Raw genomic sequence first — 15,821 nt, 5'->3', positions numbered from 1 at the left:
TCCGCCCGCCGCGCGGGAGCGGGGCGGCCCGCTCAGCGGACGGCGGCCCGGCGGTAGGCCCAGGCGGCGGCGGTCAGGGCGAGGACCCCCACGGCGGCGCAGACCCCGAGGTCCACGGCGACGCGTGCCCAGTCGGGTGACGGGCCGAAGGTGGCGGCGAACGCCTCGACCCCGTAGGTGGAGGGAAGCAGGTCGCGCGCCCACCGCACCGCGAGCGGCAGCGAGGCCGCGGGGAGCACGCCGAGCAGCAGCGCCGCCGACATGCCCAGCTGCCCGCACAGGGTGGCGAGCTCGGGCCGGGGGGCGAGCAGCCCGAGGGCGGCGCCGAGGCCGGCCAGCGCGGCCCCGGTCAGCGGGATCACCCCGATCAGCACCCACAGCCCGGTCAGCGGCAGCGCGTACAGGACGCTGCCCGTCACGGCCGTCACGAGGACGCCGGGGACGGTGAAGGAGGCGTAGGCCCCGGCGGCCCCCAGCACGACGGCCGCCGGGGGGACAGGCAGCGTCGCGTAGTGGTCCAGGCCGCCGGAGGCGCGCAGTGAGCCGAAGTACTGGGCGAGCAGGTTCAGCGCGACGAAGGCGACGACGAGGACGCTCGACCCAGCCACCACAGCCCGCGCCTCCGGTCCGGGGCCGGGTTCGACGACGCCCCGCAGCAGCACCATGATCCCGATGGACTGGAAGGTGGCCACGAACAGCAGCGGGATGCGGGCGACACGGGCGCGGGAGAGCTGGGCGCGGTAGACGGCGCAGAGCGCGGGCCACAGCCGGACGGCGGGGGCGAGGGGGGCGGGGTCGTCCCCGGTGCCGCCCCCGCCGCCCCGGCTCCGGCTGCTCACCGCGGGCACGCGGTCGACGGATGCGGCACTCACGCCTTCACCAGACCTTCCGTTCGGCCGCCGAGGGCCAGGTACACGTCCTCCAGGCTCGGCGTGGCCAGGGAGAAGTCGTCGAGCGCCGCGAAGGCGGGCCCGCCGGTGACGGCGGCGACCGCGGCGCGGGCGGCGTCCGGGGACAGCCGCAGCGTCCAGCGCCGCCCGGAGCGCTGCGCGGCGGGGCCGAGGGCGGCCACCTCGGGGACGTGCAGCGGCGGCTCGTCACGCCAGACGAGCTCGACGCGCACGTCGTCGCCGACGAGGGCCTTGAGCCCGCCGGGGGTGTCGCAGGCGATGACCCGGCCCCGGTCGAGGACGGCGACGCGGTCGAGCACGGACTCCGCCTCGATGACGTTGTGGGTGACGAGGACCACCGTGGCGCCCCGCTCCGCACGGCGGCGGTCGACGGCCGCCCACACCGCGCGCCGGGCCACCGGGTCCATGCCGGTCGTCGGCTCGTCCAGGACCAGCAGCGGACGCTCCCCGACCAGGGCGGTGGCCACGCAGGCGAGCCGCCGCTGGCCGCCGGAGAGCCGCTTCAGCGGCCGGTGCGCCAACGGGGACAACGCGAGCTCCTCCAGGACGGCGCCGGTGGCCCGGCGGGCGTCGTGGGCCGGCAGGCCGCGCAGCCGGGCGGTGGTCTCCACGGCGAGCCGCACCGTCAGCTCGTCCAGCGCGGTGGACTCCTGCCCGAGGTAGGCCAGCAGCCGGGCGGCTCGTCCGGGATGCCGGACGAGGTCGTGGCCGAGGACGTCGATGTGCCCGGCGTCCGGCCGCAGCAGCCCGGTGAGCTGGCGCACGAGGGTGGACTTGCCGGCGCCGTTGGGGCCGAGCAGCCCGAAGAGCTCCCCGCGCCGCACGGTGAGGGAGACGCCGTCGCAGGCCCGCACGGCGGGAGCGGCGGGCGTCCCGCGCCGGGCCCGCTGGGCCGGGTAGGTCTTCACCAGGTCGCGTACGGCGCACGCCGGCCCGCCCTCGGTCTCGTCCTGTCGTGCGCCCGTCTCCACGAGCTACGAGGGTACGCGTCCGGCGGGGCGGTTTCGTCACCCACCCGGCCGAGGCCGCGCGCCGGGGCGCTCAGTGCTCGGCCGGAGCGCGTTCCTCGCCGGTGTGGGTGTCGACCTCGCGCCAGAACCCCGCCCGGATGGCGTAGCGGTCGTGCTCGTCGATCTGGTCGTCCTTGTGGGCGAGCAGGCCGAACCGGGCGGCGTAGCGCAGCAGCTCCCCGTCGATCCGGTGCGGGATGCGGGGGTACTGGAGGGAGAGGCTGCCCAGGTGCGCGGCGCCGCCGAGCCGGGCGATCCAGCGGCGGGCGAAGACCTGGCCGACCTCGAAGGGGTCGCCGCTGACGGTCGTGATGTCCTCCTCCCGGTCGGCCCAGCGCTGCTCGGCGGTGGTGAGCTGGGCGAGCATCGGCAGGGCGGCGACCTCCGGCGGTTCGGCCGGGGACCCGCCCCGGTCCACCCAGCCCTTGTCGGAGGACCAGCGCAGGGTGGCGTTCGGCGCGGCGGTCTGCGGAGGGCTCTGCGGGGCGGCGGACGGCCGTCCGAGCCCGGCCAGGTCCTTCGGCGTGGGCACCCCCTTGGCGGCGGCGGGTGACTCGCCCGCGTCACCGGCCTCCGGGGCGGGCTCCGCCGGGCGCTCGGCGGGGGCAAGGCCGTTGCTGCGGGCGGCCGTGGAACCCTTGCCCGCCGTGCTGGGCGGGTCGGGCAGCGGGGCGGAGAGGATGGCGGCGATGTCGGGCCGGGTGGCGGGCTGCGGGGCGCAGACCCCGGCCGGTTCCCTGGCCCGGACGGCATGGGTGATCCAGGTGCGGTCCAGCACCCGGCGTTCGTCGGCCTCCGCGACGAGGTCCTCGGACTGGTTGTAGTCCCCGTCGGCCGCCTGCACGGCCCACAGGTGGACGGCGACGCCGTGCTCCTTGGCGGACATCAGCCCCGGCAGCAGGTCACCGTCACCGGTGACCAGGACGATGTCCGAGCAGGCGCGGTTGCGGGCGAGTTCCGTCAGCTCGGTGTGCATGGCCGCGTCGACGCCCTTCTGCGCCCAGCGGCCGTCGGTGCGGGTGAGGGCGCCGAGGCGGACCGTCACCCGGGGCATGACGCGCAGCCGCCGGTGCTCGGGCTGCGGGACGCGGTCGGGGGCGCCGTCGAACCAGTAGATCCGCAGCAGGGCGCACCCCGTCTCCTGCTCGGCCCGTTCCCGCAGGGCCCGGATGAGCACGGAGTGGTCCACGGTGATCCGGGACCGGGAGGGCTCCCCCGCCAGCAGACTCGCGGCGGCACCCAGCAGGTACCCGGCGTCCACCAGGACGACGCAGCGGTCCACGGTTCACCCCACTTTCCTCGGAACTCTTTCGAGTCTGCCCGACCGTACCGGGGTTATCTGCCGGAACTCGATCTTCGGCGTGGCGAATCCGTGAGCGGAGCGCGCAGATCCGTGCACGGACAGCGGTACACACGAAGGGTATTGCCCGACATGCGAAGAGTGTCCCCCCGTGCGAATCTGATCACGGCCGAGTTCCAAGGACCTTGAGGAGGTTCATCGTGGCCAAGAACAAGAACCGAGATCGCCAGAAGCAGCAGCACCGCCCGGCCCAGGGCGGCGACGTGCAGAACCCGGGCGCCGACCGTCCCATGGACGAGGAGAACCCCGGCACGTCGGCCAAGCGCAAGAACAAGCCGCTCGGTCACAACTGACCGGACGCGGCACCGGTTTCACCTCGCACGCGGCACTGGTGAGTGAGGGCGCCCCGGAACACCGGCGCGCCCTTACTCCCGTTGACTCCCCATCGCCGCCCGACCGGGCGGGCGGTCAGCCGCTCAGCCCGCCAGGCAGGAGGGGCCGAGCAGTTCCTTGAGGTCCCCGAAGAGCGCCGGGTCGGCGGTGACGCGGTGGCGGTCCAGCCGCAGGACCGTCGTCCTCCGGGCGCCCTGGAGGCGGACCCGCACCTCCGTGGCCCCCCGGTGGTGGGTGAGCACCTCCCCCAGCCTGGCCACCAGCGGCGGGGTGACCTTCACCGACGGGATCGTGATCGTGACCGGCGCGTTGGCCGAGGCCTCGCTGAGGTCGGGCACCATCAGCTCCATCGCGACCAGCCGGGGCACGTCCTCCCGCTTGTCGAGCCGGCCCTTGACGAACACCACGGCGTCCTCCACGAGCTGGGTGGAGACCAGTTGGTAGGTGGCCGGGAAGAACATGCAGTCGATGGAGCCCGCCAGGTCCTCCACGGTGGCGATCGCCCACGCGTTGCCCTGCTTGGTCATCTTCCGCTGGAGGCCGGAGATGATGCCGCCGATGGTGACCGTCGAGCCGTCCCCGTACTCCCCGGCGGTGAGCTGCGAGATGCCCGCGTCGGCCCGCTCGTTGAGAACGTGCTCGATGCCGAACAGCGGGTGGTCGGAGACGTACAGGCCGAGCATCTCCCGCTCCTGGGCCAGCAGGTACGTCTTCTCCCACTCCTCCGGCGTGAACTCCACGTCCAGCCCGAAGCCGGGGCCGTCGCCCTCGTCCGCCCCGAGGTCGCCGAAGAGGTCGAACTGCCCCTCGGCCTCCTTCCGCTTGACCTGCACGACGTTGTCGATCATCGGCTCGAACTGGGCGGTCAGACCCTTGCGGGTGTGGCCGAGCGCGTCGAACGCGCCCGCCTTGATCAGTGACTCGACCGTGCGCTTGTTGCAGACGACGGCCTCCACCTTGTCCAGGAAGTCGGGGAACGACTCGTAGGCCCCCTTCGCCTTGCGGCACCGCACGACGGCGTCGACGACGTTCTGCCCGACGTTGCGCACGGCGGTGAGGCCGAAGACGATCGTGTCGTCGCCGCGCGGCGTGAAGTTGGCGTCCGACTCGTTGACGTCCGGCGGCAGGACCTTGATCCCCATGCGACGGCACTCGTTGAGGTACACCGCCGACTTGTCCTTGTCGTCGCGCACCGACGTCAGCAGCGCCGACATGTACTCGGCCGGGTAGTTGGCCTTCAGATAGGCCGTCCAGTAGGTGACCAGCCCGTACGCCGAGGAGTGCGCCTTGTTGAAGGCGTACCCGGCGAACGGCACCAGGACGTCCCACACCGCCTGGATCGCCTCGTCCGAGAAGCCCTTCTCGCGGGCGCCCGCCTGGAAGTTGACGAACTCCTTCTCCAGGACCTCGGGCTTCTTCTTGCCCATGGCGCGACGCAGCAGGTCGGCCTGGCCGAGGCTGTACCCGGCGAGCACCTGAGCGGCCTTCTGCACCTGCTCCTGGTAGACGATGAGGCCGTAGGTAATGTCCAGGACCTCTTTGAGCGGCTCCTCCAGCTCCGGGTGGATCGGCGTGATGTCCTGCTGGCCGTTCTTGCGCAGGGCGTAGTTGATGTGCGAGTTCATGCCCATCGGGCCCGGCCGGTAGAGGGCCGAGACGGCGGAGATGTCCTCGAAGTTGTCGGGCTTCATCATGCGCAGCAGGGAGCGCATGGGGCCGCCGTCGAACTGGAAGACGCCGAGGGTGTCGCCGCGCTGCAGCAGCTCGTACGTCTTCGGGTCGTCCAGCGGGAGGTCGAGCAGCTTGATCTCGACGCCCTTGTTCTTGGCGATGGCCTTCTGGGCGTCGTCCATGATCGTGAGGTTGCGCAGGCCCAGGAAGTCCATCTTCAGCAGGCCGAGGCTCTCGCAGCTCGGGTAGTCCCACTGCGTGACGACGACGCCGTCGTTCTTCGGGGAGAAGACCGGCACGTGGTCGATCAGCGGCTCGCTGGACATGATCACACCGGCGGCGTGCACGCCCATCTGCCGCACCAGCCCCTCGATGCCGCGCGCGGCGTCGATGACCTTGGTGACGTCCGGCTCGTTCTCGTACATCGAGCGGATCTCGCCCGCCTCGCTGTAGCGCGGGTGGCTCTTGTCGGTGATGCCCGACAGCGGCAGGCCCTTGCCCAGGACGTCGGCGGGCATCGCCTTGGTGATGCGGTCCCCGACCGCGTACGGGTAGCCCAGCACCCGGGCGGAGTCCTTGATGGCGTTCTTCGCCTTGATCGTGCCGTACGTGCCGATCATGGCGACCTTGTCGGCGCCGTACTTCTCCGTCACGTAGCGGATGACCTCACCGCGCCTGCGCTCGTCGAAGTCGATGTCGACGTCGGGCATGGAGACGCGCTCGGGGTTGAGGAACCGCTCGAAGATCAGCCCGTGGTCGATCGGGTCGAGGTCGGTGATGCCCATGGCGTAGGCGACGATCGAGCCGGCCGCGGAGCCGCGGCCGGGGCCCACGGCGATGCCCGCGTTCTTGGCCCACATGATGAAGTCGGCCACGACGAGGAAGTAGCCGGGGAACCCCATCTCGATGATGACGCCCATCTCGTAGGCGGCCTGCCGCTGGCGGTCCTCCGGGACGCCAGCGGGGTAGCGGCGCGCCATGCCCCGCTTGACCTCCTCCTGGAACCAGGAGACCTCGTCGTACCCCTCCGGCACGTCGAACCTCGGCATGAGGTTGCGCGGCTTGAACATGCCGGAGACGTCGACCCGGTCGGCGATGAGGAGCTGCGTGTTGCGGCAGCCCTCCTGCCAGGCGTCGGAGTTGTCGATCGCGTACATCTCGGCGGCGGACTTCAGGTAGTAGCCGGAGCCGTCGAACTTGAAGCGGTCGGGATCGGAGAGGTTGCTGCCGGTCTGGATGCACAGCAGCGTGTCGTGCGCGGCCGACTCGTGCTCGTAGGTGTAGTGCGAGTCGTTCGTGACGACGAAGGGCGCGTCCAGCTTGCGGGCGATCTCCTCCAGCCCCGCGCGGGCACGGCGGTCGATGTCGATGTTGTGGTCCATCAACTCGACGAAGAAGTTCTCCTTGCCGAAGATGTCCTGGAACTCCCCGGCGGCCTTCAGCGCCTCGTCCATCTGCCCGAGCCGGATGCGGGTGGAGACCTCGCCCGAGGGGCAGCCGGTCGTCGCCATCAGGCCCTCGGAGTACTCCGCGAGCAGCTCGCGGTCCATCCGGGGCTTGCGGAAGAAGCCCTCCAGACTGGCCCGGGACTGCGCGCGGTAGAGGTTGTGCAGCCCGGTGAGGTCCCGCGCCCACATCGTCATGTGCGTGTACGCACCGGCGCCCGCGACGTCGTCCCGCTTCTGGTGGGGCGCTCCCCACTTCACCGGCCTCGCGTACCGCCGCGACTCGGGGGCGACGTACGCCTCGATGCCCATGATGGGCGTGATGCCCGCGCCCTGCGCCTGGTGGAAGAAGTCGTAGGCCCCGTGCAGGTTCCCGTGGTCGGTCATGGCGATGTGGGACATCTCCATGTCGCCGCACGCCTTGAACATGTCCTTGAGCCGCGCCGCTCCGTCCAGCAGCGAGTACTGGGTGTGCACGTGCAGATGCGTGAACGGCTGGTCGGTCACGGGTGGGGAACCTCCGGCGCGGGTCTTCGAGGGGCGGTGTCGAAGTCTACGACCGGGCACCGACACCGGGGCCCCAGCGGGCCCACGGGGCGTCCCGGGTCACGGAAGTATTCCGGTGTGGACCTCCCTCACTCCACGTTTACACCCGGCGTGGCACACTCGGCCGCGATGGGCGTGTCGTCGAGTACCGGTATCCGGACAGCGAGGGCCGCGGTGTTCACCGCGGTCTGCGTCGTGCTGTCCGCGGGCACCCACGTGCTCCTCTCGGCGACCCCGGTCCCGCTGACGACGCTGCTCGCCGTCACGGGCGCCGTCTTCCTCTGCGCCTACCTGCTGGCCGACCGCCGGCGCGGCCTCGGCACCATCGCCGCGACACTCGTGCCGCTGGAGCTGGCGGCCGACACCGTCTTCACCTCCGGGCAGGCCACCTGCTACGGGACGGCGGGCGGCCCGGTCACCGGGCCGCTGCGCACCATGGGGGTCGACCTCGTCTGCGCGGGCGGCGGCTTCGGCACACCGCTGGCGCGGATGGCCGCCGACACCCCGGCCCCGGCGCTGGCGCAGCCCGCCGCGCCGTGGCTGCTCCTCGGGGCCCACGTCCTCGTCGGGCTCACCGCCGCCGTCTGGCTCTGGCGGGGCGAGGAGGCGTTCGTCCGGCTGCTGCGCGCGGCCGCCACGCACGCCTACGCGCTGCTATGGCCCCCGTCGGTGCGGGCCGTCGCCCACCCGCTGCCGCAGCCGCGCTCCGGCGCCCGGTTCCGTGCCGCGCACCGGGTGCGCGCCGCACGCGCCCTGCCCCTCCTGACGCACTCCGTCGTACGACGCGGGCCGCCCCGGCCCGTGGCCGGCTGACCCGCGCCGGCCGCCGCCGTCCGCCCGCCCACGCGGGCGCGTCCCCCGTCACGTACCGATTCCACGGAGTTATCCAGCATGAGCAAGCGCAACAGCCAGGAAGCCAAGAGGGCCGCCCGCGAGCGGCTGCGCGTCGAGCGCGAGCAGCAGGCCAAGAAGGAGAAGATGCGCCGCCAGCTCGGCGTCGCGGGCGCGGTCGTCGCCGTCCTGGTCGTCGCCGCCGGCATCGGCGTCGCCGTCACCAACATGACCGACAGCGGTGGCGAGGGCGACAACAGCGACTGGTCCGCCGCGTCCGCCGTCGCCGGGGAGCCGAAGAAGTCCGAGGGCGAGGGCGCGTACGAGGGCTACGTCGCCCCGGCGAACACGCAGGGTGAGCACGGCACGGACATCATCGTCGGTGACGAGGACGCCGAGGACACCGTCACCATCTACGAGGACATGCGCTGCCCGGTCTGCGCCGCCTTCGAGCAGAACGTCGGCGACCTCGTCCTCAAGGACGTCGAGGACGGCACGTACAAGGCGGAGTTCGTCTTCGGCACCTTCCTGGACGGGGACACCGCCGAGGAGATCGGGAACAGCAGCGGTTCCAAGAACGCCCTCAGCGCCCTCGGCGCGGCGCTGGACGTGAGCCCGGAGGCGTTCCTGGAGTACAAGAAGCTGCTGTTCTCCGCCGATGTCCACCCCAGTGAGCAGATGGACGAGTTCGCCGACGACGCGCGGCTCGTCGAGATCGCCCAGGACGTCGAGGAGCTCAAGGGCAACGCGGAGTTCGAGGAGAACGTCACCTCGGGCACCTTCGACCCGTGGGCGCTGAAGGTCTCGGACAAGTTCCGCTCCGCCGAGGGCGTCCAGGGCACGCCGACGGTCAAGGTCAACGGCGAGGTGGCGAAGAACCCCCAGGGCTACGCGCCGGGCACGCCGGAGGAGTACAACGCGGTCGTGACGCCGCTGCTGGAGAAGTGATCCACCGCAGCCGCTGAACGAGCCGACGGGCGGCGCCCCTGCGAGCCGGGGCGCCGCCCGTCGGTGTGTGGCGCCGCGTCGACGGTCGCGTGAACAGCCGGAAGTCGTCTACCCGTTCGCCCCGGCGGGCCTCTAGCCTGCGCCCGTGACCCACGCTGACGCAGACACCCCGACCGCCGGCCCCTCGGACAGACCCGGCCGGACGCCGCACCGCCCCCGCCGCCGGACGGTGATCGCCGCCGCCGCCACGACCGCCGCCCTCGCGTCGCCCCTCGCGGCGGGCACGGCGGCCCGCGCCGCCGGGGGCGGGCCCGCCTTCCACCACGGCGTCGCCTCCGGAGACCCGCTCCCGGACGGCGCCCTGCTGTGGACGCGGGTCACGCCCGAGCCCGGCGCCGACCCCGGCTCCGGCCGGGGCGGCGCCCTGGACGTCGCCTGGGAGGTGGCCACCGACGCGGGCTTCACCGACGTCGTCGCCCGGGGCAGTGTCCGCGCGGAGGCCGCGTCCGACCACACGGTGAAGGCCGACGTGCGCGGGCTGCGGCCCGCCACCGCCTACCACTACCGGTTCACCGCCGACGGCGTCACCTCCCCCACGGGCCGCACCCGCACCGCCCCCGCCGACGACGACGCCCCGGACCACCTCCGCCTCGGTGTGGTGTCCTGCTCGAACTGGGAGGCCGGGTACTTCTCCGCCTACCGCCACCTGGCCGGACGCGGCGACCTGCACGCCGTCCTCCACCTGGGCGACTACCTGTACGAGTACCCGACCGGCGGCTACGGCACGCGGGGCCGGACCATCCGGCCGCACACACCGGCGCACGAGATCACCACGCTCGCCGACTACCGCGCCCGGCACGGCCAGTACAAGACGGACGCCGACCTGCGGGCCCTGCACGCCGCGCACCCGGTCGTCGCGATCTGGGACGACCACGAGTTCGCCAACAACGCCTGGTCGGACGGGGCGGAGAACCACACGCCGGGCGCGGAGGGCGTCTGGGCGGAGCGGATGGCGGCCGCGAAGCGGGCGTACTTCGAGTGGATGCCGGTGCGGCCGTCCGTCGCCGGAACCACCTACCGGCGTCTGCGGTTCGGCACGCTGGCCGATCTGCACCTGCTGGACCTGCGCTCCTTCCGCAGCGAGCAGGCCGGGGTCGGGGACGGCGACGTCGACGACCCCGCCCGCACGGTGACGGGCCGGGCCCAGCTGGACTGGCTGAAGGCGGGGTTGGACGCCTCCACCTCCCGCTGGCGGCTGGTCGGCACGTCCGTGATGATCTCCCCGCTCGCCTTCGGTTCGGTCCCCGCCTACCTGCTGCGGCCCCTGGCCCGGCTGCTCGGACTGCCCGCCGAGGGGCTCGCGCTCAACACCGACCAGTGGGACGGCTACACCGACGACCGCCGGGAGCTGCTCACCCATCTGCGCTCACGCGGCATCGACAACACCGTCTTCCTCACCGGCGACATCCACATGGCCTGGGCCAACGACGTCCCCGTGGAGGCCGCGACGTACCCGCTCTCCCCGACGGCGGCCACGGAGTTCGTCGTCACGTCGGTCACCTCCGACAACATCGACGACATCCTGCGCGTGCCCGAGGGCTGGGCGAGCCCGGCGGCCTCGGGGGCCCTGCGCGCGGCCAACCGGCACGCGCGGTGGATCGACACCGACGCGCACGGGTACGGCGTCCTGGACGTGACGGCCGAGCGGGCGCAGATGGACTACCACCGCATCTCCGACAAGACCGACCCCGACGCGACCACCCACCCCGTGCGCTCCTACCGCACCCGGTCCGGCACGCAGCGTCTGGAGCGCGCGGAGCGGCCCGTACGCTGATCCCCATGAGCGGGGGAACACAAGAGCGTGTCGTGGACGGCCGGTTCGCGTTGCTGGAACGTCTCGGCAGTGGCGGGATGGGCACGGTGTGGCGGGCCCGCGACCTCGTGCTGCGGCGCGAGGTCGCGCTGAAGGAGGTCCGCGCGGCCGAGCCGTCCACGGACGGCACGGGCGCCGAGCGGCTGCGGGTCCGGGTGCTGCGCGAGGCGCGGGCCCTGGCCGCGCTGAACCACCCCAACGTGGTCACCATCCACCACATCGTGGACGAGCGGCCCCATCCGTGGCTGGTGATGGAGCTGGTGCCCGGAGTCAGTCTCCAGCAGCACTGTGCGGCCCAGGGGCCGCTCTCCCCGGCGCGGGCGGCGCGGATCGGCCGGGACGTGCTGGCCGGTCTGCGCGCCGCCCACGCGGCGGGCATCCACCACCGCGACGTCAAACCGGCGAACGTCCTGCTCCGGCCGGACGGCGGCGCCGTGCTGACGGATTTCGGCATCGCCGCCGTGGGCTCCACCGGGCGCGTCACGGTCACCGGCGAACTCGTCGGTTCGCCCGAGTACATCGCCCCCGAACGCATCCGGGGAGCGGCGGGCGACGCGGCCGACCTGTGGTCGCTCGGGATGCTGCTCTACGTCGTCACCGAGGGCCACAGCCCGCTGCGACGAGCCGACACCCTCGCCACCCTGGCGGCCGTGCTGGAGGAGCCCGTCCCGCCGCCCGTGCGCTGCGGCCCGCTCACCCCGGTGGTGACGGCGCTGCTGGTGCGGGAGCCGGGGGCCCGCCCGGACGCCGAGCGGCTGGACGCCCTGCTCGCCGAGGCGCAGGAAGCGGCGGAGGCGGGGGCGGGGGGCGGGGGCACGCCCGCCACACTCCCGGACGCACCACGTGCCCTCCCGCCCCTTCCACAGAACCTCCCGCCCGGCCCGCCACCGGGAACGGCGCCGGGTCCGCCGCCGGGGACCGCACCGGGGGTGGGCGTCCCGCCCCCTGCGACGACGCCACCGCCGTCCCCGTCGCGCCGACGGGGTGCGGTGCGGGTGCTCGGCGCCGCAGCCGCCGTGGCCGTCGTCCTGGGGGCGGTGGGGGGCGGCTTCCTGCTGGCCACCCGCGACGAGCCGCCCGCCGCGCGGGCACCGGGCGCCGAGGTCGCCCCCTCCCCCGGCACCGACGAGGCGGGCCCGGAGGCGAACGGCCCCGACGAGGCCGATGCCGGGGCGGACACCGCCGAACGCCCGGCCGAACGGACCGCCGACCCGGAGCCCCCGGCGTCGCCGACGCCCGACGCCGGGACGCCGACGCCGAGCGCCACACCGTCCCCCTCCGCCCAGGTGGACGACACCTGGATCGCCCAGCTCCACTCCGAGCCCGTCTCCTCCGGCGCGGCCGAGCGCGACCGGCGCCTCGCGGAGCTCCGGGCCACGGTTCCCGACGCGCAGGTGCTGCTCAGCGACGACTACGCCTCGCTCAATCCCGGCTACTGGGTGCTCTACGCCCCCGGCCCCTTCACCGACGGCCGGGACGCGGTGGCCTACTGCGCCGCCCGGGACCGGACGACCGGCGACTCCTGCGTCGGCCGCTACCTCAGCCGCGACGCGTCCGACCGGGACCTCGTCTGCCACCCGGAGGACGGCGGCAGCGGCCGGTGCATCCGACCGTGACGTTCAGGGCGTGGGCAGTTCGACGGTGAAGCGGGTGCCCGGGGCGACGGAGACGACGTGGTCGCCGAGCGCGAGGCGCAGCGGCGCCTGAGCGGAGTGCGGCACGTCGACGTGGAGCCGGCCGCCGTCGAGCCGCAGCCGGACGCCCCAGTGGCCCCGGTGGCGCAGGGTCACCGTGAAGTGGGACAGTTCGGGGAGCGCCACGGGGTCGAGCCGCAGCATGTCGCCCTCGGGCTCCAGCCCGGTCAGCCCGCGCTGCACCAGGTCCAGGGTCCCGCCCATCGCGCCCAGGTGGATGCCCTCCGGCGTGGTGCCGCCCTGGACGTCGGCCACGTCGCCCACGAGGGCCTCCTGGCAGAACCGCCAGCTCTCGGCCGGGTGGGCGCGGGCCAGCACCCAGGCGTGCACCACGCTGGAGAGCGTCGAACCGTGGCTGGTGCGGCGCAGGTAGTAGTCGACCGTCGTGCGCCACACGTCCGGGTCCAGGCGGTGTCCGAGCGAGCCGAGGACGTCGGCGAGCCGGGCGGCGGGGAAGAGGTGACCGAGCATCAGGACGTCGGCCTGCTTGGAGGCCTGGTAGCGGTTGACGCTGTCCCCCTCCGCCTCCAGGATGCGGTCCAGGCGGCGGATGGTGCCGTAGCGGCGGCGGTAGGCCTCCCAGTCGAGTTCGGCCAGGTCGCCGTAGCCCTGGAACTGGCTGATCACGCCGTGGTGCCACGGTACGTGGAGCATGCGGCCGACCTCCCGCCAGCGGTCGGTCTCGGCGGCCGTCAGACCGAGGTGCTCGGTCAGTTCCGCCCGGCGCGGCGCGGGCAGGTCGCCCAGGACGTCCAGCGCCCGGCCGAGCACCCACGCGGCGGTGACGTTGGTGTAGGCGTTGTCGTCGATGCCGGGGCGCTCGGCACCGGGGTAGGCGTCGTGGTACTCGTCGGGTCCGACGACCCCGCGGATGCGGTAGCGGCCCAGGTCGGCGTCCCAGGTGGCGAGGTCCCCCCAGAAGCGGGCGATCTGCAGCAGCATCTCCGCGCCCGGTCCGTGCAGGAACTCGGTGTCGCCGGTGGTGCGGGCGTAGGTCCACACGTTGTAGGCCACGGCGCAGCCGACGTGGTGCTGCAGCCGGGAGTGGTCGGGGAGCCAGCGGCCCGAGCGCGGGTTGAGGTGCAGGACCTGGGTCTCCTCCCGCCCGTCGCTGCCGCTCTGCCACGGGTACATGGCACCGCGGTGGCCGGCCGCGGCGGCGTCCTGCACCGCGCGTCCCAGCCGCCGGTGCCGGTAGCCGAGGAGGGCGCGGGAGACCTCCGGGAAGTGCAGGTTGAGATAGGGCAGGACGAACAGCTCGTCCCAGAAGACGTGCCCCCGGTACGCCTCACCGTGCAGGCCGCGCGCGGGGACGCCCACGTCGAGTTCGGCGGTGTGCGGGGAGAGGGTCTGCAGGACGTGGAACAGGTGCAGGCGCAGCAGCCGTCCCGGCTCGCCGGGGACCTTCAGCTCACCCCGGCGCCACAGCCGCCGCCAGGCGGCCCGGTGGCCGGCGCGGAGGACGGCGAAGCCGGGGGCGGCCGTGACGTCGTGCACGGCCGCGTCCACCGGATCGCTGATGGCGGCGTCCTGCGACGTGTGCAGGGCGACGGTCTTGTCGACGGTCACCGCCGGGCCGCCCGCGCGGAGCGGCACGAGCAGCCGGTGGGTGACGGACCGCTCCGCGCGCTCGGCCGCCACGGCCGGAACGCCGGGACCGGTGGACCGGCAGCGGGTCGCGAGCGCGACGTCGACGGCCGAGCTGCGGGTCCGGCACGCCAGCCAGAGGACGTCCTGCGGTGCCTCCCCGGTGCGCCACCCGGTCAGGTGGTCGCCGTTCAGCGCCCGGTAGCGGGCCACCCCCTCGTTGCGCACGTCCCCGTCGAGGGCGGCCCGGACCTCCAGCGTGCCCGTCCAGTTCTCGGCGGTGAACTCGGTGCGCAGGGCGGCCAGGTGGGGGTCGCCCATGTGCACGAGCCGCTCCTGGCGCACGGACAGCACCCGGCTTCCGGCGTCGCGCCACCGCGTCCACCGGGTGAGGACGCCGCCCGCGAGGTCGAGGACGAGCCGGTGGTCGAGCACGTGCTCCGTGTCCGGGCCGAGCCACGGCCCGGGCTCCCCGGTGTCCCGGGAACGGATCCGGAACCGCAGGGGGAGCCAGTTCGGCAGGTTGACCATGTCCTCGTTCTCGACGGTCCGCCCGGCGACCCGCGAGGTGAGCCGGTTGTAGCAGCCCGCGTGGTAGGTGCCCGGGTAGTGCACGGCGTCGGCGGCGCACTCGGGCGCGGCGCCCCGGGTGGCGAAGTAGCCGTTGCCCAGCGTGCACAACGCCTCCCGCAGCCGCTCCCGCGCCGGGTCGTACCCGTCGTACTCCCATCGCCAGGTGTGCTCGTCGGGGTCCGGGCCGACCGGGGGCTGGTCCGTCATGGTGGTTCCTCCCCCGGCTCGGCGGCCAGTTCCCCGAGATCGGTGACGACGACGTCGGCCCCGTGGGCGCGCAGGGCGGCGGCGCCGGCGGGGCTCGCGGACCGGTCCACGCCGACCACCACGCCGAACCCGCCCCGCCGGCCCGCCTCGACACCGGCCCGCGCGTCCTCGACGACGGCGCAGTCGGCGGCGGGTACGCCGAGCCTGCGCGCGGCCTCCGCGAAGAGGGCGGGGTCGGGTTTGCCGGGCAGGCCGAGCCGGGCCGCCTCCGCCCCGTCGACCAGCTCCGCGAGCCAGGGCCGCAACCCGGCGCGCTCCAGCAGCTCCGAGGCGTGCCGGGACGCGGACACGGCGGCGCACGGCACCCGGGCCCCGGCGAGGACGCGCAGCAGCCGCAGACTGCCGGGCCAGGCCGTTACCCCCGCCGCCGCCGCGCGGACGAACGCCGCCTCCTTGGCGGCGGCGACGGCGTGCACGCTGCCGCAACCGGGCGGCTCCCGGACATCGCCGAGGGGCAGCCGCAGCCCCCGGCCCGTCAGCGCGGCGGCGGCTCCGTCCAGCCGCGACCGGCCGTCGACCCACCGCCGGTACTCGACGTCCGCGTCGAACGGGGGCTGGCCGGCCGCCGTGAGGCACGGGTCGAGCGCCTGCCGCCAGGCGGCGGCGTGCAGGCCGGCCGAGTCGACGAGCACCCCGTCGGTGTCGAGGACGACCGCTCGCACGCCCCGCAGCACCTCCGGGACCTCCACGCTGCGCACCCCTCCACCTTCGCCGCTGCCGCACCGGCCCACAACCGCGCGCCGAGGGGGACCAGCCCGAGCGGAGGGCCGGG

General features: G+C 74.0%; 10 protein-coding genes and 1 pseudogene. 5 read left to right on the top strand and 6 right to left on the bottom strand.

What is annotated here, in order from left to right; all coding sequences use genetic code 11:
* Window positions 1-32: 32 nt before the first annotated feature.
* From V6D49_RS22155 to V6D49_RS22145, 3 genes and pseudogenes are all read right to left on the bottom strand, one after another.
* Window positions 33-848: an ABC transporter permease gene (locus V6D49_RS22155; RefSeq protein ID WP_445330657.1), complete on the bottom strand. Its 816-nt coding sequence runs from the start codon at window positions 846-848 to the stop codon at window positions 33-35.
* Between the two features lie 20 nt (window positions 849-868).
* Window positions 869-1,744 (bottom strand): annotated as a pseudogene (locus V6D49_RS22150) (ABC transporter ATP-binding protein); the annotation flags it as partial.
* 208 nt (window positions 1,745-1,952) lie between these two features.
* The gene (locus V6D49_RS22145) at window positions 1,953-3,203 is read right to left on the bottom strand and encodes an NYN domain-containing protein (protein ID WP_340562252.1); all 1,251 of its coding nucleotides are present in this window, start codon (window positions 3,201-3,203) and stop codon (window positions 1,953-1,955) included.
* A 218-nt stretch (window positions 3,204-3,421) separates the two neighbouring features.
* Here V6D49_RS22145 and V6D49_RS22140 point away from each other — a divergent pair, with 218 nt between their 5' ends.
* The gene (locus tag V6D49_RS22140; protein ID WP_191207505.1) at window positions 3,422-3,574 is read left to right on the top strand and encodes a hypothetical protein; all 153 of its coding nucleotides are present in this window, start codon (window positions 3,422-3,424) and stop codon (window positions 3,572-3,574) included.
* A 123-nt stretch (window positions 3,575-3,697) separates the two neighbouring features.
* Here the strand turns inward: V6D49_RS22140 and dnaE are convergent, their stop codons facing one another.
* A complete protein-coding gene (dnaE, locus tag V6D49_RS22135) occupies window positions 3,698-7,237 on the bottom strand; it encodes a DNA polymerase III subunit alpha (protein WP_340562251.1) in 3,540 nt (1,179 codons plus the stop codon).
* Window positions 7,238-7,405: 168 nt separating this feature from the next.
* Here dnaE and V6D49_RS22130 point away from each other — a divergent pair, with 168 nt between their 5' ends.
* The 4 genes from V6D49_RS22130 (at window position 7,406) to V6D49_RS22115 (ending at window position 12,544) form a co-directional block, all read left to right on the top strand.
* Window positions 7,406-8,089 (top strand): hypothetical protein, encoded by a 684-nt coding sequence (locus V6D49_RS22130; protein ID WP_340562250.1) that lies wholly within the window; start codon window positions 7,406-7,408, stop codon window positions 8,087-8,089.
* Window positions 8,090-8,167: 78 nt separating this feature from the next.
* Window positions 8,168-9,055 carry a thioredoxin domain-containing protein gene (locus V6D49_RS22125; RefSeq protein ID WP_340562249.1) on the top strand — a complete coding sequence of 296 codons (888 nt, stop codon included), beginning with the start codon at window positions 8,168-8,170 and terminating at the stop codon, window positions 9,053-9,055.
* Window positions 9,056-9,200: 145 nt separating this feature from the next.
* Entirely contained in the window at window positions 9,201-10,889 is a 1,689-nt protein-coding gene (locus V6D49_RS22120) for an alkaline phosphatase D family protein (protein ID WP_445330578.1), read from the top strand.
* Window positions 10,890-10,894: 5 nt separating this feature from the next.
* Window positions 10,895-12,544, top strand: coding sequence for a serine/threonine-protein kinase (locus V6D49_RS22115; RefSeq protein ID WP_340562247.1), 1,650 nt, complete (start codon window positions 10,895-10,897; stop codon window positions 12,542-12,544).
* A 3-nt stretch (window positions 12,545-12,547) separates the two neighbouring features.
* Here the strand turns inward: V6D49_RS22115 and V6D49_RS22110 are convergent, their stop codons facing one another.
* Window positions 12,548-14,989 (bottom strand): glycoside hydrolase family 65 protein, encoded by a 2,442-nt coding sequence (locus V6D49_RS22110; protein ID WP_340562245.1) that lies wholly within the window; start codon window positions 14,987-14,989, stop codon window positions 12,548-12,550.
* Window positions 14,986-15,747 carry an HAD family hydrolase gene (locus V6D49_RS22105; RefSeq protein ID WP_340562244.1) on the bottom strand — a complete coding sequence of 254 codons (762 nt, stop codon included), beginning with the start codon at window positions 15,745-15,747 and terminating at the stop codon, window positions 14,986-14,988. Before V6D49_RS22105 ends, V6D49_RS22110 begins: the two co-directional genes overlap by 4 nt.
* Window positions 15,748-15,821 lie beyond the last annotated feature (74 nt).

Origin of the sequence: Streptomyces sp. GSL17-111 (genome assembly GCF_037911585.1) — a bacterium.
In the GTDB taxonomy this organism is placed as follows: Bacteria; Actinomycetota; Actinomycetes; order Streptomycetales; family Streptomycetaceae; genus Streptomyces.
The sequence above is the reverse complement of the archived record's forward strand: the minus strand, read 5'-3'. Positions and strand labels throughout refer to the sequence as shown.

Bases quoted from the DNA above. Each gene is read 5' to 3' on its own strand.
- V6D49_RS22130 (WP_340562250.1), top strand. From the start codon at position 7,406: ATGGGCGTGTCGTCGAGTACCGGTATCCGGACAGCGAGGGCCGCGGTG.
- V6D49_RS22125 (WP_340562249.1), top strand. From the start codon at position 8,168: ATGAGCAAGCGCAACAGCCAGGAAGCCAAGAGGGCCGCCCGCGAGCGG.
- V6D49_RS22115 (WP_340562247.1), top strand. From the start codon at position 10,895: ATGAGCGGGGGAACACAAGAGCGTGTCGTGGACGGCCGGTTCGCGTTG.
- V6D49_RS22110 (WP_340562245.1), bottom strand. From the start codon at position 14,989: ATGACGGACCAGCCCCCGGTCGGCCCGGACCCCGACGAGCACACCTGG.